Source organism: Microbulbifer maximicatervae (SeqCode) (assembly GCF_052467615.1).
In genome coordinates this window covers 2,591,507-2,615,596 of record NZ_CP174319.1, presented here as the reverse complement: position 1 = coordinate 2,615,596, position 24,090 = coordinate 2,591,507, and the positions used below count along the sequence as shown (strand labels likewise).

Annotated in this window: 20 protein-coding genes; 16 read left to right on the top strand and 4 right to left on the bottom strand. The window is 49.4% G+C overall.

The window, feature by feature from the left end; translation table 11 throughout:
* The first annotated feature begins 182 nt into the window (after positions 1-182).
* From ACJJIM_RS11650 to ACJJIM_RS11590, 13 genes are all read left to right on the top strand, one after another.
* Positions 183-1,523, top strand: a complete 1,341-nt coding sequence (locus ACJJIM_RS11650) for a Na(+)-translocating NADH-quinone reductase subunit A (protein WP_444911028.1) — start codon at positions 183-185, stop codon at positions 1,521-1,523.
* 2 nt (positions 1,524-1,525) lie between these two features.
* Positions 1,526-2,737: an NADH:ubiquinone reductase (Na(+)-transporting) subunit B gene (locus tag ACJJIM_RS11645; RefSeq protein ID WP_108733655.1), complete on the top strand. Its 1,212-nt coding sequence runs from the start codon at positions 1,526-1,528 to the stop codon at positions 2,735-2,737.
* Entirely contained in the window at positions 2,730-3,512 is a 783-nt protein-coding gene (locus ACJJIM_RS11640) for a Na(+)-translocating NADH-quinone reductase subunit C (protein ID WP_282932330.1), read from the top strand. The genes ACJJIM_RS11645 and ACJJIM_RS11640 overlap by 8 nt, the downstream gene beginning before the upstream one ends.
* Before the next feature lie 2 nt (positions 3,513-3,514).
* A complete protein-coding gene (locus tag ACJJIM_RS11635; protein WP_282932331.1) occupies positions 3,515-4,171 on the top strand; it encodes an NADH:ubiquinone reductase (Na(+)-transporting) subunit D in 657 nt (218 codons plus the stop codon).
* Between the two features lie 3 nt (positions 4,172-4,174).
* On the top strand, positions 4,175-4,783 hold the full coding sequence (gene nqrE, locus ACJJIM_RS11630; protein WP_020413086.1) for an NADH:ubiquinone reductase (Na(+)-transporting) subunit E: 609 nt from the start codon (positions 4,175-4,177) through the stop codon (positions 4,781-4,783).
* A gap of 17 nt (positions 4,784-4,800) precedes the next feature.
* Positions 4,801-6,024, top strand: a complete 1,224-nt coding sequence (gene nqrF, locus ACJJIM_RS11625) for an NADH:ubiquinone reductase (Na(+)-transporting) subunit F (protein ID WP_108733652.1) — start codon at positions 4,801-4,803, stop codon at positions 6,022-6,024.
* Positions 6,025-6,038: 14 nt separating this feature from the next.
* The gene (locus ACJJIM_RS11620; RefSeq protein WP_282932333.1) at positions 6,039-7,100 is read left to right on the top strand and encodes an FAD:protein FMN transferase; all 1,062 of its coding nucleotides are present in this window, start codon (positions 6,039-6,041) and stop codon (positions 7,098-7,100) included.
* Complete coding sequence (nqrM, locus tag ACJJIM_RS11615; RefSeq protein WP_282932334.1) at positions 7,097-7,339, top strand: (Na+)-NQR maturation NqrM; 243 nt, start codon at positions 7,097-7,099, stop codon at positions 7,337-7,339. Before ACJJIM_RS11620 ends, nqrM begins: the two co-directional genes overlap by 4 nt.
* Before the next feature lie 147 nt (positions 7,340-7,486).
* A complete protein-coding gene (gene sthA, locus ACJJIM_RS11610) occupies positions 7,487-8,884 on the top strand; it encodes a Si-specific NAD(P)(+) transhydrogenase (RefSeq protein WP_444911027.1) in 1,398 nt (465 codons plus the stop codon).
* Positions 8,881-9,345 (top strand): thioesterase family protein, encoded by a 465-nt coding sequence (locus ACJJIM_RS11605; RefSeq protein ID WP_444911026.1) that lies wholly within the window; start codon positions 8,881-8,883, stop codon positions 9,343-9,345. Before sthA ends, ACJJIM_RS11605 begins: the two co-directional genes overlap by 4 nt.
* 96 nt (positions 9,346-9,441) lie before the next feature.
* Entirely contained in the window at positions 9,442-10,080 is a 639-nt protein-coding gene (locus ACJJIM_RS11600; protein WP_444911025.1) for a LysE family translocator, read from the top strand.
* Positions 10,081-10,844: 764 nt separating this feature from the next.
* The gene (locus tag ACJJIM_RS11595; protein WP_444897692.1) at positions 10,845-11,546 is read left to right on the top strand and encodes a YopT-type cysteine protease domain-containing protein; all 702 of its coding nucleotides are present in this window, start codon (positions 10,845-10,847) and stop codon (positions 11,544-11,546) included.
* Between the two features lie 658 nt (positions 11,547-12,204).
* Positions 12,205-13,788 (top strand): alpha/beta fold hydrolase, encoded by a 1,584-nt coding sequence (locus ACJJIM_RS11590; RefSeq protein ID WP_444911024.1) that lies wholly within the window; start codon positions 12,205-12,207, stop codon positions 13,786-13,788.
* A gap of 98 nt (positions 13,789-13,886) precedes the next feature.
* On the opposite strand, the gene ACJJIM_RS11585 is transcribed toward ACJJIM_RS11590, so the two are convergent.
* Positions 13,887-14,222: a hypothetical protein gene (locus tag ACJJIM_RS11585; RefSeq protein ID WP_413662424.1), complete on the bottom strand. Its 336-nt coding sequence runs from the start codon at positions 14,220-14,222 to the stop codon at positions 13,887-13,889.
* Positions 14,223-15,268: 1,046 nt separating this feature from the next.
* On the opposite strand from ACJJIM_RS11585, the gene ACJJIM_RS11580 reads away from it, so the two are divergent.
* Together ACJJIM_RS11580 and ACJJIM_RS11575 are read left to right on the top strand one after the other, a co-directional pair.
* Complete coding sequence (locus ACJJIM_RS11580; protein ID WP_444913377.1) at positions 15,269-16,222, top strand: helix-turn-helix transcriptional regulator; 954 nt, start codon at positions 15,269-15,271, stop codon at positions 16,220-16,222.
* Between the two features lie 104 nt (positions 16,223-16,326).
* Positions 16,327-16,776 carry a GyrI-like domain-containing protein gene (locus ACJJIM_RS11575; RefSeq protein ID WP_444913376.1) on the top strand — a complete coding sequence of 150 codons (450 nt, stop codon included), beginning with the start codon at positions 16,327-16,329 and terminating at the stop codon, positions 16,774-16,776.
* A gap of 32 nt (positions 16,777-16,808) precedes the next feature.
* Here the strand turns inward: ACJJIM_RS11575 and ACJJIM_RS11570 are convergent, their stop codons facing one another.
* The gene (locus ACJJIM_RS11570; RefSeq protein WP_444913375.1) at positions 16,809-18,776 is read right to left on the bottom strand and encodes a DUF3604 domain-containing protein; all 1,968 of its coding nucleotides are present in this window, start codon (positions 18,774-18,776) and stop codon (positions 16,809-16,811) included.
* 282 nt (positions 18,777-19,058) lie between these two features.
* On the opposite strand from ACJJIM_RS11570, the gene ACJJIM_RS11565 reads away from it, so the two are divergent.
* Positions 19,059-20,738, top strand: a complete 1,680-nt coding sequence (locus ACJJIM_RS11565) for an NAD-dependent malic enzyme (protein WP_444913374.1) — start codon at positions 19,059-19,061, stop codon at positions 20,736-20,738.
* Positions 20,739-20,782: 44 nt separating this feature from the next.
* Here the strand turns inward: ACJJIM_RS11565 and ACJJIM_RS11560 are convergent, their stop codons facing one another.
* Both ACJJIM_RS11560 and ACJJIM_RS11555 read right to left on the bottom strand, forming a co-directional pair.
* Positions 20,783-22,087: a patatin-like phospholipase family protein gene (locus ACJJIM_RS11560; RefSeq protein ID WP_444913373.1), complete on the bottom strand. Its 1,305-nt coding sequence runs from the start codon at positions 22,085-22,087 to the stop codon at positions 20,783-20,785.
* Between the two features lie 520 nt (positions 22,088-22,607).
* Positions 22,608-23,228 carry a hypothetical protein gene (locus ACJJIM_RS11555; RefSeq protein WP_444913372.1) on the bottom strand — a complete coding sequence of 207 codons (621 nt, stop codon included), beginning with the start codon at positions 23,226-23,228 and terminating at the stop codon, positions 22,608-22,610.
* Between the last annotated feature and the right edge of the window lie 862 nt (positions 23,229-24,090).

Genomic DNA, 24,090 nt, shown 5'->3' with positions numbered 1-24,090 from the left:
GCGGCCGTGCGCCGAGAAGTTAGCGCGCACATCCTTTTTAGTTAGCTTCCTTCCTCCCGGTTCACGGGTGATACGGCATAAGCCCTCGCAGCACGGAATTCCACAATAGGACCCGTCATCCCAGGCATGGGACGGTGGGTCCTATTGCAATTTTTTTAAACTAGAAACTTAGGCATAGGCGTATGAGAAAGATCCGTCGGGGATTGGACTTACCCATATCCGGCGCGCCCGAGCAGGTCATTCAAAAAGGACCTGCGATCAAGACCGTTGCTGTTCTCGGCCCCGATTATCACGGGATGAAGCCGACAATGGCAGTGGCTGTAGGGGATCGCGTCAATCTTGGTCAGCTGTTGTTTAGCGACAAAAAAACTGAAGGCGTGCGCTACACAGCGCCTGCTGCCGGTCGTGTTGTTGCGATTAACCGTGGCGCTCGTCGTGTTCTGCAATCCGTCGTGATTGGCATAGACGGCGATGCAGCGGAACAGTTCCAAAGCTACAGCGCAGATAAACTGTCTGGTCTGACTCGCGAACAGGTCGTTGAAAACCTGGTTGAGTCCGGCATGTGGACCGCACTGCGCACCCGCCCGTTCAGCCGCGTTCCCGCCCTGGACGCTGAGCCGGTAGCTGTGTTTGTCAATGCGATGGACACCAACCCTCTGGCAGCCAATCCAGAAGTAGTGATTGCTGAGAATCCCAAAGCCTTCTCTCAGGGCGTTGAGATTCTTTCCAAACTGGCAGAAACCACTTACGTCTGTACTGCTCCAGATGCGGATATTCCAGTACCGAACGCAGCGAATATTCGCCGCGAAACCTTTGCCGGCCCCCATCCGGCAGGCCTGTCCGGTACCCACATCCACTACCTGAAGCCAGTTTCTGGCAACCGCAGTGTATTTACCATTAATTACCAGGATGTGATCGCCGTAGGCAAACTGTTTACCACCGGTAAGCTGTTTACCGATCGCGTCATTTCCCTGGCAGGGCCTCAGGTCAAGCAGCCGCGTCTGCTGCGCACCCGTCTCGGTGCCAGTCTGGAAACCCTGACTTCTGATGAGCTGAAAGGCGATAACGATCGCATCATCTCCGGCTCTGTATTCGGTGGCCGCACCGCTGCTGGCCCGATGGCTTACCTGGGCCGCTATCACAACCAGATTTCTGTACTGGAAGAGGGCGATGAGCGTCCATTCCTGCACTATCTGCGTGCTGGTAATAAGCGTTTCTCTGTATTCCCGATTTACCTGTCGCGCCTGGTGAAGAACAAGCTGTTCAACTTCACCACCAGCACCAACGGTTCTGAGCGTGCCATGGTACCGGTCGGTAGTTATGAGAAAGTCATGCCGCTGGATGTACTGCCCACTCAGTTGCTGCGCTCCCTGATCGTTGGCGATACTGCAATGGCGCAGAAGCTGGGCGCACTGGAGCTGGACGAAGAAGATCTGGCGTTGTGCACCTTTGTGTGTCCGGGCAAGTACGAGTACGGCCCCATTTTGCGGGACAACCTGACCCGTATTGAGAAGGAGGGGTAAGTATGTTGCGTAAATTCCTCGATTCGATCGAACCCAAGTTTCACAAAGGCGGTAAGTTCGAAAAGTTCTACGCCCTGTTTGAAGCGATTGACACCGGTCTGTTCCAGCCGGCAGACAAGACCAAAACCACTGCTCACGTGCGCGACGGTATCGACCTGAAGCGTATTATGATCACCGTTTGGGCTTGTGCCATGATCCCGGCGTTCTACGGTATGTGGAATATCGGTTTCCAGTCCAACACCATTCTGGAAGGTATGACCAACCCGGATCTGTCCGGCTGGCGTCACGCCATTATCGGCGCTCTGACTTCCTACAACCCAGCTAGCCTGTGGGACAACTTTGTCTACGGCGCTATGTACTTCCTGCCTATTTATGCGGTCACTTTTATTGTGGGCGGTATCTGGGAAGTCCTGTTTGCTGCGGTGCGCGGTCACGAAGTCAACGAAGGCTTCTTTGTAACCTCCATCCTGTTCGCCTTGACCTGTCCGCCGGATCTGCCTCTGTGGATGGTGGCTATGGGCATCAGCTTCGGTGTGGTTATCGGTAAGGAAGTATTCGGTGGTACCGGCAAGAACTTCCTCAACCCGGCTCTTACCGGCCGTGCCTTCGTATTCTTTGCCTATCCGGCAGCAATGTCTGGAGATGCGGTTTGGACTGCGGTTGACGGTTATACCGGTGCTACTGCGCTGTCTGTTATGGCCAGCGAAGGTATCCAGAACGGTATCGTCAATGCTGCTGTTGGCCAGGTAACCTGGTTCGACGCTTTCTTCGGCCAGATCCATGGTTCCATTGGTGAAACTTCTACCCTGGCTATCCTGATTGCCGGCGTAATCCTGATGGGCATGAAGATCGCCAGCTGGCGCATCGTAGCCGGCACTCTGCTGGGCATGATGGCCACCTCTTTCATGTTTAACATGATTGGTTCCGAGACCAACCCGATGTTCCAGGTACCCTGGTACTGGCACCTGGTAGTGGGCGGTTTTGCCTTCGGTCTGATCTTTATGACTACGGACCCTGTATCCGCTGCGATGACCAACACCGGTCGCTGGTGGTACGGTATCCTGATCGGGGTGATGGTTGTCCTGATTCGTGTGGTGAACCCGGCCTTCCCGGAAGGCATGATGCTGGCGATTCTGTTCGCCAACCTGTTCGCTCCGCTGTTTGACCACTTTGTGGTGCAGTCCAATATCAAACGGAGGTTGGCACGTGGCTAATAAAGATTCCGTAACCGGTACTCTGATTGTCGCGCTGGTAATGTGCCTGGTGTGCTCCGTAGTGGTATCCACCGCTGCGGTAATGCTGAAGCCTGCCCAGCAGGCGAATGCCGAGCTGGACATGAAGCGCAACGTACTGATGGCTGGCGGCCTGTTGAAAGACTCTCACGCTGATAAAGCGGAAGTCGAAAAGGCCTTCGCCGACGTAAAAATCAAATACGTCGACCTGAATACCGGTAAGTTTACCGATCAGGCTCCGGCTGGTGGCAGTGGTCGCGCTGCTGCCAAGATCCCGTCTGACAGTGAAAAACTGCCGGCTGACGAGGACACTGCCAAAATTATCCGCCGGGAAAATACCAAAGAGGTATACCTGGTAGAGAAAGACGGCAAGCTGGACAAGATCATTCTACCGATTCGCGGTTATGGCCTGTGGGGCACCCTGTACGGCTTCCTCGCTCTGGAGAGTAACCTCGACACCGTAGCGGGCCTCGGCTTCTACGAGCACAAGGAAACTCCGGGACTGGGTGGTGAAGTTGACAACCCCAACTGGAAGGCCCAGTGGATTGGTAAGAAAGTCTTCAACAACCAGGGCGACGTGGATATCGCAGTGATCAAGGGTCAGGTTAACCCCAACAGCCCAGACGCGATTCACGAAGTAGATGGTCTGTCTGGTGCAACTCTGACCAGTAAGGGCGTTAGCAACCTGGTGAACTTCTGGTTGGGTAACCAGGGTTATGGTCCCTTCCTGAAAAACCTGAAAGCAGGGGAGGCGTAAGCATGAAAATTAAAGATACTCTGCTAGAGCCGATTTTTAACAACAACCCGATCGCGCTGCAGATCCTGGGTATCTGTTCTGCACTGGCTGTTACCAGCTCGCTGCAGGTTACCCTGGTAATGTGTATCGCACTGACCTCGGTTGTGGCTTGTTCCAACGTTGCGGTATCCCTGATCCGCAAACAGATCCCGAACAGCATCCGTATCATTGTACAGATGACCGTGATTGCCTCTTTGGTAATCCTGGTAGACCAGCTGATCAAGGCCCTGGCTTACGACATCTCCAAGCAGCTGTCTGTATTCGTTGGCCTGATCATTACCAACTGTATCGTAATGGGCCGTGCGGAAGCCTTCGCTATGAAGAACCCGCCGCTGCCCAGCTTCTTCGACGGTCTTGGTAACGGTCTGGGATACAGTGTGATCCTGATCGGTCTCGCGGTGGTTCGTGAACTCTTCGGCGCCGGCAAACTGTTCGGTGTAGATATCCTGACTACCGTGAGCAACGGCGGTTGGTATATCCCCAACGGCCTGCTGCTGTTGCCGCCGAGTGCATTCTTCCTGATCGGCCTGTTCATCTGGGCGATCCGTGCCTGGAAACCGGCACAGGTGGAAGAAGATGAGTTCAAGATTGCGCCTAATTCCCAAGCGCAGGAGGCCTAATCCGTGGAACATTATATTTCTTTGATTATCCGCGCCGTTTTCGTTGAAAACATGGCGCTGGCCTTCTTCCTCGGTATGTGTACCTTCCTGGCGGTATCGAAGAAGATCGAGGCCGCTATTGGCCTGGGTGTTGCGGTTATCGTGGTGCTGACTCTGACAGTACCAGTGAACAACCTGATCTACACCTACCTGCTGAAAGACGGTGCACTGGCCTGGGCCGGTTACCCCGACGTGGACCTGAGCTTCCTCGGCCTGTTGTCCTACATCGGCGTAATTGCGGCACTGGTACAGATCCTGGAGATGTTCCTGGATAAATATGTACCAGCTCTCTACAACGCGCTGGGTGTGTTCCTGCCGCTGATTACCGTGAACTGCGCCATCATGGGTGCTTCCTTGTTCATGGTTGAGCGCGAGTACGCGTTTGGCGAGAGTGTTGCCTATGGCTTCGGTGCCGGCCTCGGCTGGGCACTGGCGATTACCGCTCTGGCCGGTATTCGCGAAAAGCTGAAGTACAGTGACGTTCCGGATGGCCTGAAAGGTCTGGGTATCACCTTCGTAACTGTTGGTCTGATGTCCCTGGGCTTCATGTCCTTCGGCGGCATCGATATCTAAGCGGGGAAAACAATAGAATGAGTATTGAAATTATCCTCGGCGTAGCGATGTTTACCGTCATCGTTTTGGCGCTGGTAGCGGTGATCCTTGCGGCCCGCTCGCGCCTGGTAAACACCGGCAACGTCAACATCCTGGTTAACGGTGAGAAGACTCTCACCGTACCGGCCGGCGGCAAGCTGCTGCAAACCCTGGCTGCCAACAACCTGTTCCTGGCCTCCGCCTGTGGCGGCGGCGGCAGCTGTGCGCAGTGTATCTGTAAGGTGAATTCCGGTGGTGGCGATATGCTGCCGACTGAAGCGGCTCACTTTACCCCGCGCGATGCAAAAGAAGGCAAGCGTCTTTCCTGTCAGGTTGCGGTTAAGCAAGACATGGAAATCGAAGTGCCGGAAGAGGTGTTTGGTGTTAAGCAGTGGGAGTGCACTGTGGAATCCAACCCGAACGTGGCCACCTTTATTAAGGAGCTGACCCTGCGTCTGCCAGAAGGTGAAAACGTTGACTTCCGCGCTGGTGGTTACGTACAGCTGGAAGCTCCGGCTCACCATGTCAAGTTTGCTGACTTCGATGTCGAAGAGCAGTACCGTGGCGACTGGGAGCACTTTGGCTTCTTCAAGCTGGAGTCCAAAGTGACCGAGCCTGTGGTTCGCGCTTACTCCATGGCTAACTACCCGGAAGAGAAAGGTGTTGTTAAGTTCAACATCCGTATCGCGACTCCGCCGCCCCGTACTGAGGGCATTCCGCCGGGTCAGATGTCTTCCTACGTTTTCAGCCTGAAGGCAGGTGACAAGATTAAGGTGTACGGTCCCTTTGGTGAGTTCTTCGCCAAGGAAACTGACAACGAGATGGTATTTATCGGTGGTGGTGCCGGTATGGCGCCAATGCGTTCACATATCTTTGATCAGCTCAAGCGCCTGAATTCCACCCGTAAGATCAGCTTCTGGTACGGTGCGCGCTCCCTGCGCGAGATGTTCTACGAAGATGACTACAACGGTCTGGCTTCCGAGTTCGATAACTTCCAGTGGCATGTGGCTCTGTCCGACCCACAGCCGGAAGACAATTGGACGGGTTACACCGGATTCATCCACAACGTGGTATATGAAAACTACCTGAAGGACCACCCGGCTCCGGAAGATTGTGAGTACTACATGTGTGGGCCGCCCATGATGAACGCGGCAGTCATCAATATGCTCAAGGACTTGGGTGTAGAAGATGAAAATATCCTGCTGGATGACTTCGGCGGATAATTGGAGGGCTTAGCTTGCTAAAAGCAATCACAGGCCCGACAAACTCAAAAACAGGGCCCGTCTTTACGGCCCTGTTTTTGCTTTGGGCGGCTGTAATTTTATCGGCTTGCGCTCCTTCGCCGGAGTCCTGGCAGTTGGCTGGCCGCACCATGGGAACCAGCTATCACATCACCGTCGTTCAGGTGCCCTCTGGGCTGGAGCAGGGTGAGTTGCAGCAGTTGATCGACGATGAGTTGCAGCAGGTCAACCAGGAGATGTCGACCTATATCGACGACTCTGAGTTAATGCGCTTTAACCAAAGCCCGGTAGGGCAGGCGATCCCGGTTAGCCAACACTTGGCAGATGTACTGGAAATGTCCCTGGATATTTATCGCCGCAGTGAGGGCGCTTTCGAGGTGACGGTCGGCCCTCTGGTCAACTTGTGGGGTTTTGGTCCTCAGCCCGAACCGGAGCATATCCCCTCAGATAAAGACATTGCCGATCTGCTAACCGTCGTCGGTTCCGATGCGTTAACCCTGACCCGTAAGCCAGACACTGTTATCAAGAGCCGCCCCGTTGAGGTGGATCTTTCAGCGATTGCCAAGGGCCATGGCGTTGATCGGGTTGCCGAGCTATTGGAAGACCTGGGTATTCGAAACTACTTGGTCGAAATTGGCGGTGAACTGCGAACTAAGGGTGTGAATCCAAAAGGTAAGACCTGGGTAATTGGCATTGAAGTACCCAGCGTGGCAGGGCAGATGGTGCAGGAGCCAATTGCGGTGAGTGGGAAGGCAGTAGCTACGAGTGGAGACTATCGCAACTACTACGAAAGGGATGGTGTTCGTTACTCCCATAGCATTGACCCACGCTCCGGGCGGTCCATCAAGCACAAGTTGGCATCGGTAACCGTTATTGCGGAAACCTGTGCTGAAGCCGATGGTCTGGCTACCGCGATCAATGTCCTCGGTGCTGATGCCGGCATGGCGTTGGCAGAAAGAGATAATCTAGCCGTCTTTATGGTGGTGAAAACTGATTCAGGTTTCGAAGAGCGTTCTAGCTCTGGCTTTAAACCTTATGTAGAGAGGTCTGAGAAGTGACAATTTTCATATTTGCCTTTGTGGCCATGTTGCTCGTTGTTGCCGGTATGGCGATCGGGGCCATGGTTCAGAACAAACCGTTAAAGGGAACTTGTGGCGGGCTCAACAATATCGGCATGAAGCAGGATTGCACAGTCTGCGGTGGCGATGACGATGAGTGTGAAAAGGAACAGGAGAGGCAAAGACAGCAGCAGATGACTGCCGAAGATCTCGCTTACGACGCATCTAAACGCAAGTAAGCTTTCCCTCTCCAACAAGCCCGTGATCAACGGGCTTGTTGTTTTATGTCATTGGCACAAGTGGTGTCGATAACCGTATATTTAGTATTGAGTAAATGGCGTTAGCGCGCTGTGGACTCCGTTTGGAAAATAGAATTAGAGCATTTAATGGCAGAGCAAAAATTTGACCTGGTAGTAATTGGTTCTGGCCCGGCTGGAGAGGCCGCCGCAATGAGCGCAGCAAAAAAGGGCATGCGCGTTGCGGTTATTGAAAAGCGCCAAGTGGTTGGTGGTAATTGTACTCACAAAGGTACCATTCCCTCCAAGGCGCTGCGCCACTCTGTCAAACAGTTGATGCGTTATAACACCCAGAGCGTTTTTCGCGCATTGGGTGAACCCCGCCGCCTTACTTTCCCCCAGGTAATGCAGACGGTGAATAAAGTCATTTCCTATCAGGTGGAAATGCACACTTCATTTTATGCCCGCAACCGGGTTGAGCTGATCGTCGGCGAAGCCAAGTTCCGCGATGAACATACTGTCGAGGTACTTATGCCCGATGGTGCGGCGGAAACTATTACAGCGAAGAAATTTATTGTTGCTACTGGCTCACGCCCTTATCGCCCCGCCGATGTAGACTTTGATCACGAACGGGTCTACGACAGCGATATGATCCTGGACATGCAGCACACCCCTCACTCCATTATGATCTATGGTGCTGGTGTTATCGGCTGTGAATACGCGTCTATCTTCGCTGGCCTCGGCGTTAAGGTGGATTTGATTAATACCCGTAACAGCCTGCTGGAATTTCTTGATGATGAGATTTCTGATGCGCTGAGCTATCACCTGCGCGATATGGGCGTGACTGTTCGCCACCAGGAGGAGTATGCGCGGGTACTGCCCAATGAGCAGGGCGTAATTATGGAGATGCAGTCCGGCAAACGTATTCATGCGGATGCACTGCTCTGGTGTAATGGCCGTACTGGTAACACCAGCTCCCTCGGCCTGGAGAATGTCGGCCTGGAAGCGAACCATCGCGGACAATTGAGCGTTGACGATCACTACTGTACCGAAATTGAAAATATTTTTGCGGTAGGTGATGTGATTGGTTGGCCCAGCCTTGCCAGTGCCTCTTATGACCAGGGGCGTGCGGTTGCAGCAGCGATTGCGGGCCGTGGCCATCGAGTAATTGAAGATGCGCCTACCGGGATTTATACCCTTCCAGAGATTTCCTCTGTGGGTAAAACCGAATCAGAGCTAACCGCAGCCAAAGTACCTTACGAAGTGGGCCGCGCACTGTTCAAGCACACTGCGCGGGCGCAGATTTCTGGTGAGCGCGTAGGCATGCTCAAGATTTTGTTCCATATCGAGACTCACGAAATCCTGGGCATTCACTGCTTTGGAGCAGAGGCTGCTGAGATTGTGCATATTGGCCAGGCCATTATGAAACAGCCAGCACCGAATAATTCAATCGATTATTTCGTTAATACCACCTTTAACTACCCCACCATGGCAGAGGCATATCGCAGTGCTGCACTGGATGGGCTCAACCGGGTTGCCCGCCTATGACAGAACCCTCACCCAGTGAGTTTCAGGCGTTGGTAAAGGAATTTTTTGAGCAGATTCCTTTTAATCAACAAATTGGACTTGAGATGCGCGGCCTGGACTTGGAGGCGCTCACACTTTCCGCAGGCTTTGAACTGAACCCACAGTTGATCGGCAATGTGTGGAAGAACATCCTGCACGGTGGCGTAATTGCCACCGCCCTGGATACGGTTGGTGGTTTGACCGCAATGGTCGCCGCCTACCAGCATCTGGGGGATGTGCACTGGAAAGAAAAAGTGGATCGCCTATTAAAGCTGGGTACGGTCGACATGCGTGTAGACTACCTAAAGCCGGGAAGGGGAGAACACTTTCTCTGCCATGGCTCAATTCTGCGCACCGGTAACAAGCTGGTTGTAACGAGAATGGAGCTGATTAACGACAAGGATGAATTGATTGCTACGGGTACGGCAACTTACCTGTATTGACCCTGGTCCGAGCCAACCCTTGGCTCGGCGACCTCCTTAGATATACCCCTTAGATGTACCCCTTATCCACTGGCTTTCTTTAAGGTGTTTATTGTTATGAGTGAAATCCTCGCATTTGCTGCAATCTCTCTTTTGTTGGTTATTTCACCAGGGCCGAACAGCGTCCTGATTCTTAAAACAGTAGCTAGTAGGGGGCTGAGGCCGGGAGTAGAGAATATTTTGGGGCTGGTTTCAGCAACATTTGCCCATGGTGCCATTTCAATTTTGGGCTTGTCGGCGATTATATTGCAGTCGTCTGAGGTTTATACAATTATCAAATATCTTGGGGCTGCCTACCTGGTTTATTTGGGTGTGAAAACGATATTAGCCACGCTGTCAAAATCTTCGGTGAAGGATACAGGGGATGAATTGTTACCAATTACAGCAGCTCCTGGGAACTCATACCGAAATTTTGGCGAGGGCTTTCTAACCCAGATTCTTAACCCCAAGGTATCGATGTTTTATCTCGCGGCCTTTCCGCAGTTTATCTCAGTTGGCAGCTCTAGTTACTATGAGGCTTTCCTGCTGGTCTCACTTCATGCATCAATAATATTCCTGTGGTTTCTGGCACTTGCGACTATGTTGTCGAAGTGGAAAGTGGCTTCCATTGGTGGGAATATGCAAAGATGGGTTCAGCGTTTTAGTGGTGGCCTATTGATTGGTTTTGGCAGTTTAGTGGTTCGCCAGGATACTTAAGATTCTCTCGTGTAACTGATGTTGTTTCCAGGGCTTCCAGTATTTATTCCTTCCGCCCTAGGTTAAAGCTTCCCCTGGCAGGTATGGAGCACAACAATAGCAATATCCCTCCGAGACAAAAAAGAGCCACGATGTAGTGGCTCTTTAGCCTTTTTGATCCAAGTTCATTGATTCTTTCTTCTGATCGTTTGTTTATGTCTCTTTTGAGTACGTTATGCGGTGTAGCGGAAGGTGCTGATTGCTGCCTGTTTACCGAGGGTAATTAAGTCAATGTGTTGATTTAAAATTAACTGGGTGTTTAGTTAAATTGCTGTACTGATAAGTATATTTAAAACCAGTCTCTATTTAGTAAACCGAAATACCTTGTTGCCTGTAGTGAATTTTAAATAACAGTAATTATTTTGTGGTTGTTTTGCCTGATGGCGACATTGATCGCTTGTCGTGGACTTGTAGTCTCTAAAAATATAGCATGTTGAAAACGTTATATTTTCGACCATTCAAACTAATATAGTCATTGCTAAGCTGCGTTTTAATTTTAAGGTTCCCTTAAAGTTGGGTGATACCTCAGTGTTTTGTTTGTCACTTTCTTGTGATGAGTTGATCGGTTGAGGTGTAGTCTTTGAATTTTTGTCGTGGTTTTTAAAGGAAATGTTCGGGTGATATTTTTTCTAATAATAATTAATTACTAAATTTGCACATTGTTTGCATAAAGCCCGGATAATATAAATAAAGCCGAATATTCGGTTGTGATGTGAGGATAAAAAATGCCAAGTTTACTGAATAGTGATGCAAGTGCGTCCAATTACGGCGGGCAGTTAACCTGGAAGTTCAGTCAGGGAAGCTATTCAAAAATCACCAAAAAGCATCCACATACCAAGGGTGGGATTTGTGAGGCTCTGTCAGTTAGTTGGATCAGTAAAGCCCTTCAGTCGGGGCTTCAGGATGCCCTAACGACTGGTAATAGTATCGATGAGACAAAAATAGCGGTGGTCGCCCAGCGCTTCGCCTCTATGTATCGATTTAAGTTTGCAAATGGAAGTGAGGGTAGGCCTAGCACATCTCATGAGATGATTAAGGAGACTAAACAATATTTGGAGTCTCAGGGATTTCGCAATATTGGGCAGGCGGGTAGCGGTATTGCACAGAAAAAGAAAAGTCCTTCGTTGAACGATCAGTTCGCAGCATCTTTTGATGTTCTTGAATCCAAAGACTGCTTCAAGCAGCAGTCCAATACTATCCACTGCGTCTTAAGGACGGCTGGTACTGGTTGGGGACATGCGATGGCATTTCGTGTTGAGCCATCTGCTGATAAAGTAAGTTATTTTTTTGATCCTAATAAGGGTGAGTTTAAATTTCTTAAATATTCACAATTTAGAAAGTGGTATGAGCACTATCATAGTGATTCTAGATTGTATAGAACTTCAAGGGCTCTGGGATTTGATATCTTTGTGCATAGCGACAGATAAATTAGGGCTTGTGAGTTAGCGCTTGCGCATTTGAAGAGCACGTTGGATAGTTGGGTAGGGTGTCTACGGGTTGTAAACCTAGAGGAGCCGCTCTCCCTTCTACTTTAGGCTTATTCAGTTTTTATTTTGGCCTTCCGTTTTTCGTACGTGTCTTAGCATAAACTTTGAAAGGCCTTTGTGAGTCAAAACTCCGGTTATTCGCCTGAATTATAAGTCTCGCGCTGACATAGTTTTTGAGTTTGTAAAAATAGGTTTTTAACTCACTTTCAATATGTTCTCTTGGCCTCTCAATACTTTTTCTACTTTTTATAGTTGCCGATGATATGTTCGCCTGGCTCAGGGTTATTCAGCCCTTTTCTTGGGTCTATTTTTGGCGTTCTCAGTATCTCTTGAAGAGGCTATCGGATTAGTCCAATCTTTCAATTTCAGTCTAGGCCCTCAAAGAAGCCTAGCGAAGTACGCTTTTGGTGGTAGGGATAAGCCTCACAGCGGCGTTTATACTGTCATTGCCAAGCGACTTGGAATAAGCGGTTTTGGCAGAGGGTTTCACATCTTTCGCGAGCGGTGTTTGCAGCTGACAATTATCCTTGAGAAAATCACCGGCGCCTTTCTCTGAGAACTGCTAGTACCTTACATTTCAGGGGTTAATAACTTATCAATGGGAATCTCAATCCAAATGCTGGGCGACCTTCTTGTCTCCCGTGATGGCAGCCCAGTTAATCTACCACCCTCAAGAAAAACTCGAGCACTTTTGGCTTTCTTACTGTTGGCTGCGAGACCTCACAGGAGGGATCGCTTATGTGAGATATTCTGGGAGCTGCCCGACGATCCGCGCGCCTCCCTGCGCTGGTCTTTGAGTAAAATTCGATCCATTGTCAACGACCCAGAAATAGAGCGCCTCATTGCTGATAGAGAGCGTGTCAGCTTGGATACGGAAGGCATTTGTATTGATGTTGCCGAAATAGCACTTAAGCTTGATTCCCCCGGCGTTTTGGCAGCAGAGCTGGAAGATATCCATCGACAGCTGCAGGAGCCTTTCCTGGATGGGATCGATCTGCCCGATCAAGAACTATTTCAACGGTGGTTGATGTCTGAACGTCAAGAGATTGTTCAATTGCAAGGGAGGGTGCTGTCCCGCTTGTCCTCTCACCCGGGCGTTCCTATACCGGACCAGTTAACTTGGGCCCGCAGCTGGGTGGCATTGGAGCCCTATAACCCAAACGCTGCAACGCAGTTACTGCATTTGTTGAGTTCATCGGGATTGAGTAGTGAAGTGGAGTTTGAACGGACAAGGCTTGCTGACAGATTCCGCAAAGCAGGCATTACATGGTCGCCCTGCAGGCTTGGTGAGTCGGTAGTTCAGAAATCCGGTGATGATTTAGCTACGGGGCGTAAACTGCTAACTCAACAGAAGGTTGAGTTTTGTACGGCCAGCGATGGTGTGCGTATTGCCTATGCCAAGATGGGAGAGGGGCTTCCTATAGTTAAAGCCGCAAACTGGTTGAGTCATTTAGAGCATGACTGGGACTCTCCCATATGGAGTCCATTGTTTCGGGAGCTTTCTGTCGACCACCAGTTTATTCGTTACGATGAGCGTGGGAATGGCCTGTCGGATTGGGAAGTTGAAAATATCTCTTTTGAGTCGTTTGTTACAGACCTTGAGACAGTCGTCGATGCTTGTGAAGTTGATAACTTTACTTTGCTAGGTATATCGCAAGGAGCGGCAGTATCTATTGAATATGCAGTAAGACACCCAGAGCGTGTTAGGCAGCTGATTTTGTTTGGGGGTTATCACGCAGGTTGGCGAATAGGTGCCAGTGAGGCCACGATAAAAGAGCGCGAAGCAGTAATGACCCTGACAGCGACGGGCTGGGGGCAGGATAACCCTGCTTATCGGCAGATTTTTTCCACGACATTTATGCCAAGCGCGAATGCCAGCGAATTAGAGTGGTTTAATGAGTTTCAGCGGCTGACTACTTCGCCGGAAAATGCTGTCCGCTTCCTATCGGTTTTTGGCAGTATTGATGTGCGGGACAAGCTCAAAGAGATTAATGTGCCCACTTTAGTGATCCATTCACTAGGGGACCAGCGTATTCCTGTTCAGACGGGCTGTGAAATTGCTTCTGCTATACCTGGCGCTCGATTTGTTGGTCTCAATAGCGACGGTCACTTACTCCTGGGGCGGGAGCCTGCTTCCAATGTATTTGTGGAGGAGGTTCGTCAATTTATATCAAAGCATTAATCGCTGATAGTGATGTCTATAAAAATAATAAGAGGGAGGGCGGCTCTGCGGCGCAGCCACCCTGCTCAAAAACCAACAACTAAGCTCTTAAGGGTTGGCTATAGGTAAACAGCCAGTTCTTTAGCTGAAAGATAGCGAATAGATGCTTCTGGAAATTTTCGAATGATATCGAGGGCGGCAGAGCGGGCATCGGCCTCATCGGCATATATATTGGGGAGTTTAACATTGGAGGTTGTTCTACCCGATATATAGCGCATTACCACGATATATCGCCCTTTCCATTTACCCCAAAAAACGTCATTAGGAGCGTTGTTGACTGAGGACTTTTCAGGGGCTGCTTCTTTCTCTTCCTGGGGCTTAAGCTCCAACTCCGCTTCTTGCTCCCACATAAGTTGGGCAAGCCGATTCAATTCTTTAGAGTAACTAGTTGACATAAATCTCAAAGGCTTAAGAGTTTATTGGTTTAGGGTGTTTTGCTGATTGCTAATACTGGCAAATTAAAGAGTTAACAGAAAAGATCTTGATAAATACTAACCTATAGTTGAAATATAGAAGTTAAGTATGGGTATGATCTTATCCGCTTGCATAGTTTATATATAAAACTTCTCTCAATTTATCAATAAATATTCCGCTTGGTTCCATGGCACCTATTTGGTGCAGAGTCTGTCATGAAGAGCCGAGGGGTATTGTTAAGGGGTATTTTCCCACATTTTAGAAAAAAATCATACCTGGTACAAATCAAATGTTTATTAAGTTTAAAGATAGTTAAGTTAACAGCTGCATTACCCGGCAGTATCTTTGTGATTACCTAGCGGTTCTTGGGTGATTACACCAGAGTGAGGGACTTAATCAGGCAAATTGTTTGGGTTTTCCATAATTTACAAGGCCTGTAGATGGTTATGGGGTCTGCTTTAGATATCTTTTGCCAAATACCTGAGGTCTCTCATTACCGGGCTACTAGTGAATACTTAGAGTTTTTAAGTCAGTAATTTTCATATGGTGACACTATTTCTAATAGAATAGGCGATGCTTAAACCTCACAATCCCTCACTCTCAGAGACTCTTCTTGTTCCGTTTAAGGTAGTGTAAATAAATGTAAAGGGTGCACTGGGGTGTCTACTTGCTTTGTCGTGCATGAAGAATAATTGAATTTTTCGGAAGGGCCCGGTAAGTAGTGCAGGATTGTATGCTCCTGTTTATAGGTTAATTTACGAGACTTCCCCCTTATCCTGGCTAATAAAGTTGCCCTTCCCAAAGAGGTTGGCACTTTAGTCCTGCAAATAGTTTCGCTGTATCCGCCTTTCAAATGATTCTTCAAACGCTCAATTCAACGATTGTGAGTTTTAATGGCTGAACTCGAAAGCGGCTTTGTCTCCCCCTTGGTGACCACACACCCCGTGCACGGATCTCTTGATGAGTGCTCCCTGAGCACAGTGGAAACAAAAGTGTCGTGATTGGAGCATGGCTTCAGCTGAGTCAGGTGAAGCGTAAAGATACAGAAGAAGTAAATTTAGTGGTGAATTCCATGATTGCCCCTCGCCAAAAGGATTTGGACACTCACATAAGGCAAAATGTCTTATTTGAAAGTCAGTATTTAGGTGACTTATTTCGGTTTCAAAAGATACTTGTTTCACCAAATGGAAATGTTTCAATTGGGTTTTCTTCAGATTTTAATCTGACAATGGTGATTTCAGGTGTTGCTGATATCAATAGTGATGCTTGCGAATTCCCTATGGCTTCGGGGGAGATCTGGCTATCGAGTGAAATGAGCCATGTTACAGTTGATAATTTGTCTGAGGGAGAAGACCTAATAATCATCTGTGCGAGTATCAGCCCGGTCATGCTGACACGATTTTATGAGCGACACACTCGCGTACTGATTAAAGCAAAGAATGCTCTTGCATCCAGCGTGACAACGCTCCCCAAAAGCGGGCCTTTTGTTTTTCCAAAGTGTGATCTCACGCGCTTTACTTTGGATTCACTGAGTGCATTTAGCAAGTTAAATGATGAGAGTTTGAATTATTTAAAGCTGGAAGAATTACTTCTCTTAAAGCTGAAGGGTGCTTGCGGTTGTCGCTTAGCTGACGAGCTGCTTCGGCAGGTTAATCCGGTGAACGAGCGTTTCCGTCGATTTATGGAGGAAAATGCTACTCAGCACTGGTCTGTAGCAAATTATGCTAAACAGATTGGGATGAGTCTCACATCATTCAAGAATAAGTTTGGCCAAGTCTTTAAGGCTGAGTCACCAAAGGCTTGGATTAACGAACGTAGGTTACAACATGCTGATATTCAGTTGAAGACTACCAATAAGCGTTTAGTCGATATAGCTCTGGAGAGCGGATTCTCAAGTCAATCTTATTTTACCCAGCTTTATAAATCGATGTATGGGTACCCCCCTTCAGAGGTAAGGCAGAAATCCGTAAAGTCAGCTTGAAAAGTTACTTGTGATTTCTTGTGACCGTATGCGCCTAGTCAGTTCCCGGAGAGCTGTTATAGTATTCGGCACTCTACGAATAACTAAATAATTGGTCCACAGAAATGGAAGTTAGAGAATTTGAAGGCCTGGAATTAGTGGGTTTTTATACCCGCACTAAGAACGCCAATGAGTCTGACCCAAAAACAGCAAAGATAACGCCAATGTGGGAGCGCTTCGGCGCAGAGGCGGCCCCTAAATTAAGGGGCAACCCTAAGGTATTTGGTGTTTACTCCAACTACGAATCTGACCATAACGGTTTTTTTGATGTCTATGCATGTTCAGATATGTTGTCGAAGGATATGTCTGAGGATTTCAAGTCGATTCAAATACTGCCCGGCAAATACCTGATGTTTTCAGCCAAAGGGGAAATGCCTCAGGTCGCCATTGAATTGTGGGGCGAGGTTTGGAGTTATTTCGCTGCGGAGGATTGCCCCCATCAGCGAGCTTTCACCACAGATTTTGAGCAGTATGTGGATGGAAACGAGGTCCAGATAGCCATATCCATCAAGTAGTTGAATCGCGTATATATTCGGGCTATTTGACTCTAGGGTGAATACCAAATTGGCGAGCTGAATGCTCGCCCCTGCTGGGTAAGGGGTACTTTTTCATCCATTTCAATACCGAAGCGTACCTTGTCAAATAAAGTCCATCGGGGTGTGGGTATCTCCAGGGCGCGCAGGTAGTAGACGGCTCTTTCCTTGGGGTTAAAGTCGGGATCTTTGAATACCGCGATTAGCTGAGGGGAGCCGATGGAGTTGGTGTATTCCGCCGTCTTCATATCCACAGTAGTCCCAACTGGGGGTAGTTTTCCCTCGGTATCCAGCTTACGGCTTCCAGACCATTTCAAATTAAAGATCTTTTCCCGGGTGAGTCCGCTGCTATCCAGCCAACCCTTGATGATTTGGATACGGTCCAGGTTGGCACCCTCAGGGTCTTTCAGTGCTGCGATAAGGAATGTCGGTACCTGTCCCTCACTGGCTTGAGGTAGTTTCCCGCCCATTGGTACGCCTTTTTTATAGCCATTGGCGACCAGATCACCGTGAATATCCCCATCGTTATAGTCATAGCCTCCAAAGAAGCGAACTGAGATCCGGGGGCCTGTGGTGGCGAAAGTCTCTTTGCGGTACATCGCATCCCATATTGCCTCCCGGGTATTCTCGTTGGCCCAGACTCCCGTAACGCCTGAGGCAGCTTGTTCCCAGCCGAAGTACTCTCCACCAACCCCCTTGAGCAGGGGAAATGCCCAGCGCTCCTTGTTGCTGGGTTCCAGGGTCTTGAACTTGCCAAAGAAGTTGTCCTGGTCCGGTGTCGAAAGCCCGGTATGGGTGTCGGTAGCTGCGTTTGCGCCTAGCACGAAAGGGTTGGTGCCCAGCTTCTCCTCCAGGCGTAGGCCAGACTTCAGTGCCTCCCTCCAGTATTCGTATTGCAGGGCTCCGGGGGGCTTGGGCTTTAAGATCAGGTTGCCTCTATCCCACAGATCCCAGTTGGCAAATTCATCTTCCGGGGAGAGGGCAGGGTGGGACTCACTTTGTCCCTTTACCTGTACCAGCTCATAAAGGGGTTCATAACGGGCGCGCATTTGTGCCCACTCCGGAGTGAGTTCGGAGCCATCAAACTGCCGCTCGATAAACATACGGCCATTAGACATATTGCCGTTGTGGGGAATGGCGAGGACCCGGCCGCCGGTTTTGTCTTCGTAGGCTTTCATCCACTCCCAGAGTTTTACCGGGTTCTCAGTATCAAAGGTAGTTAGGGGAAGCAGGGTCTTAGTGCGGTCTGCGCCATCACGAAAAATAATATTGCGGTGCAGGTTGTCGCCACCATCGGCGTTAACTGTCCACTCAAAGGCGATAAAGGTAGAAAACTCTCCGGGTTTGTAATATTTCTCTGCGGCTTCAACAGTTTTTTCCCAGGCGGATTTCATCCATTTGGGGTCCATTACCTGCTCGGGCAGTTTGCCTTCTGATTGAAGCACGATGACTTCACTTTTTGCTTCATTGGTCGCTTCTTCGCTGCCTGAAATTAATGCCTCATGCCATTTTTTCAAGGTGGCATTGGACATCATTTCCGGATTGCCATCGACGATCTCGCTGATAACTCCCATACCGTCTGAATGATCGGTGATCATGAACCAGTCGTAAGGGCGGCTGAGCTTGGCTTTCAGTCCGCTGTTGGAGGTAACAGTTTCTCCCAGGGCAAATCGATAGGCGTCATCGGGAGTAAGAATTGCGCCATCCAACCCCGCATCTACCGACCAGCCAGTATGGACATGTGTGTCGCCAAAATAGACATTGCGAGCGATGCGTTTATTGCTGTCCCGTTGGGCTTCCAGCTCCGCCTCTATCTCCGGTGCCATCGCCGTGAGCGGCCGTTGTTTTTCTGGAGTGGCGCCCTCTGTCTGTCGGGCGTTTGAATTTGTATTTTTATCTCCGTCGGACTTTTTACTGCAACTATAAAGGCTGAGTACAAGAATAAAGAGGAACAGGGTTAATCCAGCTTTGCTCTTGTGCATCGATGGCGGCTCCATTTCCTGAATGTGTCGGATCGCTTTTTAACGTAAAAGAATTCGTTGCGAAGGGAAGATAAATTACAGCTAGCATAGTTGAGCGACTCTGTTTATTCGCGAATTGGGCCACACTGGGGGCCTTGTTATCTATCGGCACAATAGATAGTCTTCGGCTCCAGTTGAGTTAGCACATTTATGCAACTTCAAGAACATGGTTGGCTAATTCAGTCATATTGAAATATGGCTACGCAATAATCATCGCTTCGGGCGATAGGCAAAAGCAGGCATATGAGTAACAACGAAAAGCGTCCACTTTACATCCCCCACGCAGGCCCCTCCCTACTGGAAATACCACTGCTCAATAAAGGCAGCGCATTTAGCTTGGAAGAGCGTCTCGAATTTAATTTGGTCGGTCTTCTGCCGAATACCGTTGAGACGATTGAGGAGCAGGCCAAGCGCGCTTACCTCCAATTCCAGCAGTGTAAGACTGGCTTGGAAAAACATATCTACCTGAGGGGAATCCAGGACGATAACGAGACGTTGTTCTTCTATCTGATCGAACATCATACGGAAGAGATGCTGCCGATTATCTACACCCCAACTGTAGGTGCAGCTTGTGAAGAGTTTTCCAGTATTTATCGCAACCACCGGGGATTATTTGTCTCCTATCCGGACCGGGAATATATCGACGATATACTGCGCAGCGCCACTAAAGAGAATGTCAAAGTCATTGTGGTGACCGATGGCGAGCGGATACTCGGGTTGGGTGATCAGGGTATCGGCGGCATGGGTATCCCTATTGGCAAGCTCTCTCTGTATACCGCCTGTGGCGGTATCAGCCCAGCTTATACCCTGCCTGTCACCTTGGATGTTGGCACCAATAACCGCACTTTGCTGAATGATCCCATGTATATGGGGTGGCGCCATGAGCGGATATCCCAGGAAGAGTACGATGAATTCCTGGAGCAATTTATTGAAGCGGTAAAACGTCGCTGGCCCAAGGTATTGGTTCAGTTTGAGGACTTTGCCCAAACCAATGCCACGCCGTTGTTAGAGCGCTATCGCGATCGCCTGTGCTGTTTTAATGATGATATCCAGGGCACGGCTTCTGTAGCACTGGGTACTATCCTGGCTGCCTGCAAGACCTGGCAAGAAACCCTCGCCGCGCAGAAGGTGACGATCGTGGGTGCCGGTTCAGCAGGGTGTGGTATTGCCGAGCAAATCGTCAGTGCAAAAGTGCAGGCCGGTCTATCCGATGCCGAGGCTCGTGAACAGATCTTTATGTTCGATCGCTATGGGCTTGTGACTTCCGATATGAAAGGCCTGCACGACTTCCAGGCAGCTCTGGCCCAGGACCCGAGCAAGTACGAGGGAGTGTCCAGCTGGAATCTTGAGACGCTGATCAGCAATGTTGAGCCCAGCATCCTGATTGGTGTTTCGGGGCAGGGTGGCTTGTTTACCCAGCCAGTAATCGAAGCTTTGCACAAGGGGCACCGCCGTCCTTTGGTGATGCCACTGTCAAACCCCACTTCCCGTGCTGAAGCGACTCCAACTGAGATATTCAGCTGGACCAAGGGCGAGGCTTTGGTGGCTACCGGCAGCCCCTTTGCAGCGGTAGAAATCGATGGCCATCACTATGCGGTAGCGCAATGTAACAATGTCTACATATTCCCGGGCATTGGCCTCGGCGTGATTGCTTCCGGTGCTTCGAAAGTGACTGACAGTATGTTGATGGCAGCATCCAACGCCCTGGCAGAGCAGGCGCCGGTGGTGAAAGATGGCGAGGGTGCCTTATTGCCACATCTGAATGATATTCGCGATGTGAGCATGCATATTGCCAGGGCAGTGGCTGCCCAGGCGCAATTGGATGGCGTTGCGCCCAAGGTGAGCCGCGAGCATCTAGAGCGTTTGCTAGAGCGTAACTTCTGGCGTGCAGATTACCGCTCTTACCGTCGTCGCTCTTTCTAAATAAGAGCGCTGGGCCCGTTGCGACTATCGCTTCGGGCCTGCATTTAAGCCAGCTTTTCCCCGGTATAGAAGGAGTCCGGCTGGCGCAATACCAAGTAATCCTCCCAGTGGAATCCCTGATTCAAAAACTCAATTGCTGCATTGACGCCAGATAAGAACAGGTGTTCGCAGTGGTGGTCCGGCATGGAAAAATCCAGCCAGTGCGGGTTTTCTCCGGTATCGGTGGGGTTAATGGGGATTTCTTTTACCAGCGCATGGTATTCCGCGTTCAAGCTCGCGCGCACATGGTTGTCGAGCATATTGCGACAAGTGCTGATCAGCCCCATCGCAAACCTTCCTACCTTATCTGATTTTGGCTGGTACAGATCCACTTCCAACTTGATCCCAAATGTTGGCAATTTGGGGGTGCCTATGGGTTTATGGAAGATATCGAAAGGGAAGTTGGAGACAAGGCCGCCGTCTACAAATTCAATATCTTTGGGAAAGCCAGCGCGGAAAAAACGTTTGGGATCACCGATGCCTTTAATGCTGCGCCAATTCTCGGCGACAGTATTACACTCACTTAATTGGGGGATGCCCTTTACGGTGTAGGGCTTAAAGAAACCGGGTACCGACATGGAGGCACGCACGAACTCCGCGGGGTTTACTGCGCTCGGATTATCGAAGTAGAGCGGCGCCTTGGCTGGAAATACCGCGCGGGTCTCTGTAGTGATATCCGCTGCCACCAGGGCAACCTCGCCGCTACCTATCAAGTGATCTGGTGTGCCGCGGTACAGAAGCTGTGGGAACTGGTTAATTCTCTGGTTGAGCTGTGCGGTGTTGGTAATGCCCAGCTGTTTCAACTCCGTTTGTAACCACAGGGTAAAGGTATCTCCCGGATTTAGCCCCTTATGTCTGAGCAGGTGCCGCAAGGTGCGGATAGAATCGAAGGGGTGCAATGCCAAACTGCTCATCAAGCCTTTGCCCTTGAGCAGGCGCTGTACCGTTTTGCGCGCATAGCGCTCGCCATCTTCAAAACTGGCAAAGTCCGCATTGGCCAGGATACTCAAGAGCTTTTCGCTCTTGCCAGTGCTCGGTGTACCGGCCGCCGCCAAGAAGAGTGCGTTAATGGCGCCCGCTGAGGTTCCTGCAATTTTGCGAAACCGAATTCCCGCCTTTTCCAAAATGTAGGTATATCCCACCAGGGCGATCCCCAGCATACCGCCACCTTCCATCACGATATCGACATACTGAAGGCCCTGGTTGTCCTGTACATCACTGAATACTTTGCCCTCAACAGTGGACTTGGATGCCTGCCAGTGTGCATCCGCTTTTGCGATGGCGTTTTCAACCCATGGCGATTTTTGCATGTCGGCTTTCCGTAGTGTGACAGCGATCTACTTTAGATAACTTATGTGCAGGTTGGTGAAAAAGCCAGGGTATCACCCAGGATCAAATTCGTCATAGTATCTAGTCGTCTTTATTTGCTTTCCCCCTTGAATACTACTTGACTCATTAAACGACGAGATATCTCGCTGTGGCTGTGTTTGGAGATATAGCAGGATTCGTACTTACTGGCATGGTCGATGCAATGGCGTGGTGCTTACCTGATGGAGACTGAGGGTGAGTCGTTCAGGAGGACGATGTCATTTGCGAGAACAGCTTCCCTTCACTGCGAAGTGGGAGGTCCACTTGTCCAGCTCTTGAAACGCACTGAGAGCTTCATTTATTGGTTGGAAAATGGTTTGGTTAGGGGAGTATCTAGTTGTTGGATTATTTACTTGATAAGTACCACGCCCCACCCAAAAAGGCTCAGAGGAGCACTTTGGGTGGGGCAGCCAAATAGCTTGAAAATAATGACTATTTTCCAGCAGATAAAGTTATTGCTTATTAAATTGAGACACCCATATTGCCTTCAGTACCGACACAGTACCCAAATATTTCATGGAAATAGAGACTTTTACATTCAAAATTGGATGCAATATGGAAAGTGTCATTCGGAAATTTGGGGTCGTAGAGTCCCAGGTTCCCCTTGGTTCCCACGCAGTAGATATCACCTCTTGGGTCACCAGGTCTAAAGGCAATCCAATCCAGTTTCCAGCCGCCAAGATCCCCTTGATCATCCCACTTGTTGTCAATTGGGTTCCACTTGCCTACATTGCCCTCAGTGCCAACACACCACATTTCCCCAGTGTTATCGAAGGCAATCATTTTTAGGTCCCAGGGCTTTTCAATGTCTGGTTCCTCCCAGGCTCCAGTGGTGGTATTCCACTTGGCAAGATTACCTTTAGTCCCAACACCCCACATTGCATTTGACTTGTCAAATGCAATCATTTTGGAATCCCAGGATTGGTTGTACTCTTTTTTGTCAACGAGGCCAAAAGTTCTTGAATTCCACTTTCCGATATTATTTGAAGTTCCAACGCACCACAGGTTATCTTCTCTATCAAAGGTGACCATATTTAAATGCCACGTTGAGAGAAATCCTCTATCTTTAAAGTTCATTTCCATGATAAACCTCCTTAGGGTTTTTGGATTAGGGCTTTCTGATACTCAGGGGTGTCAAAATTTTAAGGCTTAAAGTGAATTCATTTGAAAGCTAGTAAATAATCCAGTTGGAGTTTTGGTTACATTTTGTTGACAGTTTTCAGACAAAAAGTATGCGCAGCCTTTTGAAAGAAAAGATGTTTTAGATGCGCTTTGCACTTTCCAGCAAAGACCTATATTGTGCTGGCCTATTTATTTTCCATTCGCCGGCTGTGGTCTATCCAATGGCGGCTATTACTGCAAAAAGTGAGATTGTAGCTTTGTGGCTAATTATATTTCTATTCACTAAAAGGCTGGGTTAATTAATAGAACTGGCCACTCGGCTTGATAAAAACCTCCTAATCAGTTGTTTCAAGCGATCTTAAAGCAAAGGGCTGTGGTTTAAAATCCTCCTCGACTAAAAGGGCGGGGATTGCTACAGGTGGTTGGTGCCTTTTGGTAGTGGTTAGTAAATATAAGGCCGATTAGAACTACCAAATAGCGTGGGTTAGTTGGATTGATTTTTATAGTTTTTCGCCTTGGCGCGTTTATCAAATAATTCTGGCTTGTGGGATAGAACTTCTGTCAGCTTTTCTCAGTGATGTAGCAGCTTCGAAACACTTAGGTAAACAGCTTCGCTTGAGCGGAGGGTATTTATTTATTGCATTTTCTGAGAGGTTTTTTCAGGCAGGACGCGGGCTATTACTAAAAGCGGAGAGTGAAAGAAATACACGGCGTTCAAGCTTTCTGCTGCTGCTACAGGAACAAGGGGGGCGTTGAGGGTCGTGATGATTTCCTGAGAAGCTAAGTGATGGCGGTGTCCCCGGTTGATTTGAGTCTCGGGCAA

What these genes read in the sequence shown, in the direction of transcription:
- ACJJIM_RS11605 (WP_444911026.1), top strand. Translation starts at nt 8,881, where the DNA reads ATGACAGAACCCTCACCCAGTGAGTTTCAGGCGTTGGTAAAGGAATTT.
- ACJJIM_RS11570 (WP_444913375.1), bottom strand. Translation starts at nt 18,776, where the DNA reads ATGCACAAGAGCAAAGCTGGATTAACCCTGTTCCTCTTTATTCTTGTA.
- ACJJIM_RS11600 (WP_444911025.1), top strand. Translation starts at nt 9,442, where the DNA reads ATGAGTGAAATCCTCGCATTTGCTGCAATCTCTCTTTTGTTGGTTATT.
- sthA (WP_444911027.1), top strand. Translation starts at nt 7,487, where the DNA reads ATGGCAGAGCAAAAATTTGACCTGGTAGTAATTGGTTCTGGCCCGGCT.
- ACJJIM_RS11635 (WP_282932331.1), top strand. Translation starts at nt 3,515, where the DNA reads ATGAAAATTAAAGATACTCTGCTAGAGCCGATTTTTAACAACAACCCG.
- ACJJIM_RS11595 (WP_444897692.1), top strand. Translation starts at nt 10,845, where the DNA reads ATGCCAAGTTTACTGAATAGTGATGCAAGTGCGTCCAATTACGGCGGG.
- ACJJIM_RS11645 (WP_108733655.1), top strand. Translation starts at nt 1,526, where the DNA reads ATGTTGCGTAAATTCCTCGATTCGATCGAACCCAAGTTTCACAAAGGC.
- nqrF (WP_108733652.1), top strand. Translation starts at nt 4,801, where the DNA reads ATGAGTATTGAAATTATCCTCGGCGTAGCGATGTTTACCGTCATCGTT.
- ACJJIM_RS11565 (WP_444913374.1), top strand. Translation starts at nt 19,059, where the DNA reads ATGAGTAACAACGAAAAGCGTCCACTTTACATCCCCCACGCAGGCCCC.
- ACJJIM_RS11575 (WP_444913376.1), top strand. Translation starts at nt 16,327, where the DNA reads ATGGAAGTTAGAGAATTTGAAGGCCTGGAATTAGTGGGTTTTTATACC.
- ACJJIM_RS11555 (WP_444913372.1), bottom strand. Translation starts at nt 23,228, where the DNA reads ATGGAAATGAACTTTAAAGATAGAGGATTTCTCTCAACGTGGCATTTA.
- ACJJIM_RS11585 (WP_413662424.1), bottom strand. Translation starts at nt 14,222, where the DNA reads ATGTCAACTAGTTACTCTAAAGAATTGAATCGGCTTGCCCAACTTATG.
- ACJJIM_RS11590 (WP_444911024.1), top strand. Translation starts at nt 12,205, where the DNA reads ATGGGAATCTCAATCCAAATGCTGGGCGACCTTCTTGTCTCCCGTGAT.
- ACJJIM_RS11650 (WP_444911028.1), top strand. Translation starts at nt 183, where the DNA reads ATGAGAAAGATCCGTCGGGGATTGGACTTACCCATATCCGGCGCGCCC.
- ACJJIM_RS11560 (WP_444913373.1), bottom strand. Translation starts at nt 22,087, where the DNA reads ATGCAAAAATCGCCATGGGTTGAAAACGCCATCGCAAAAGCGGATGCA.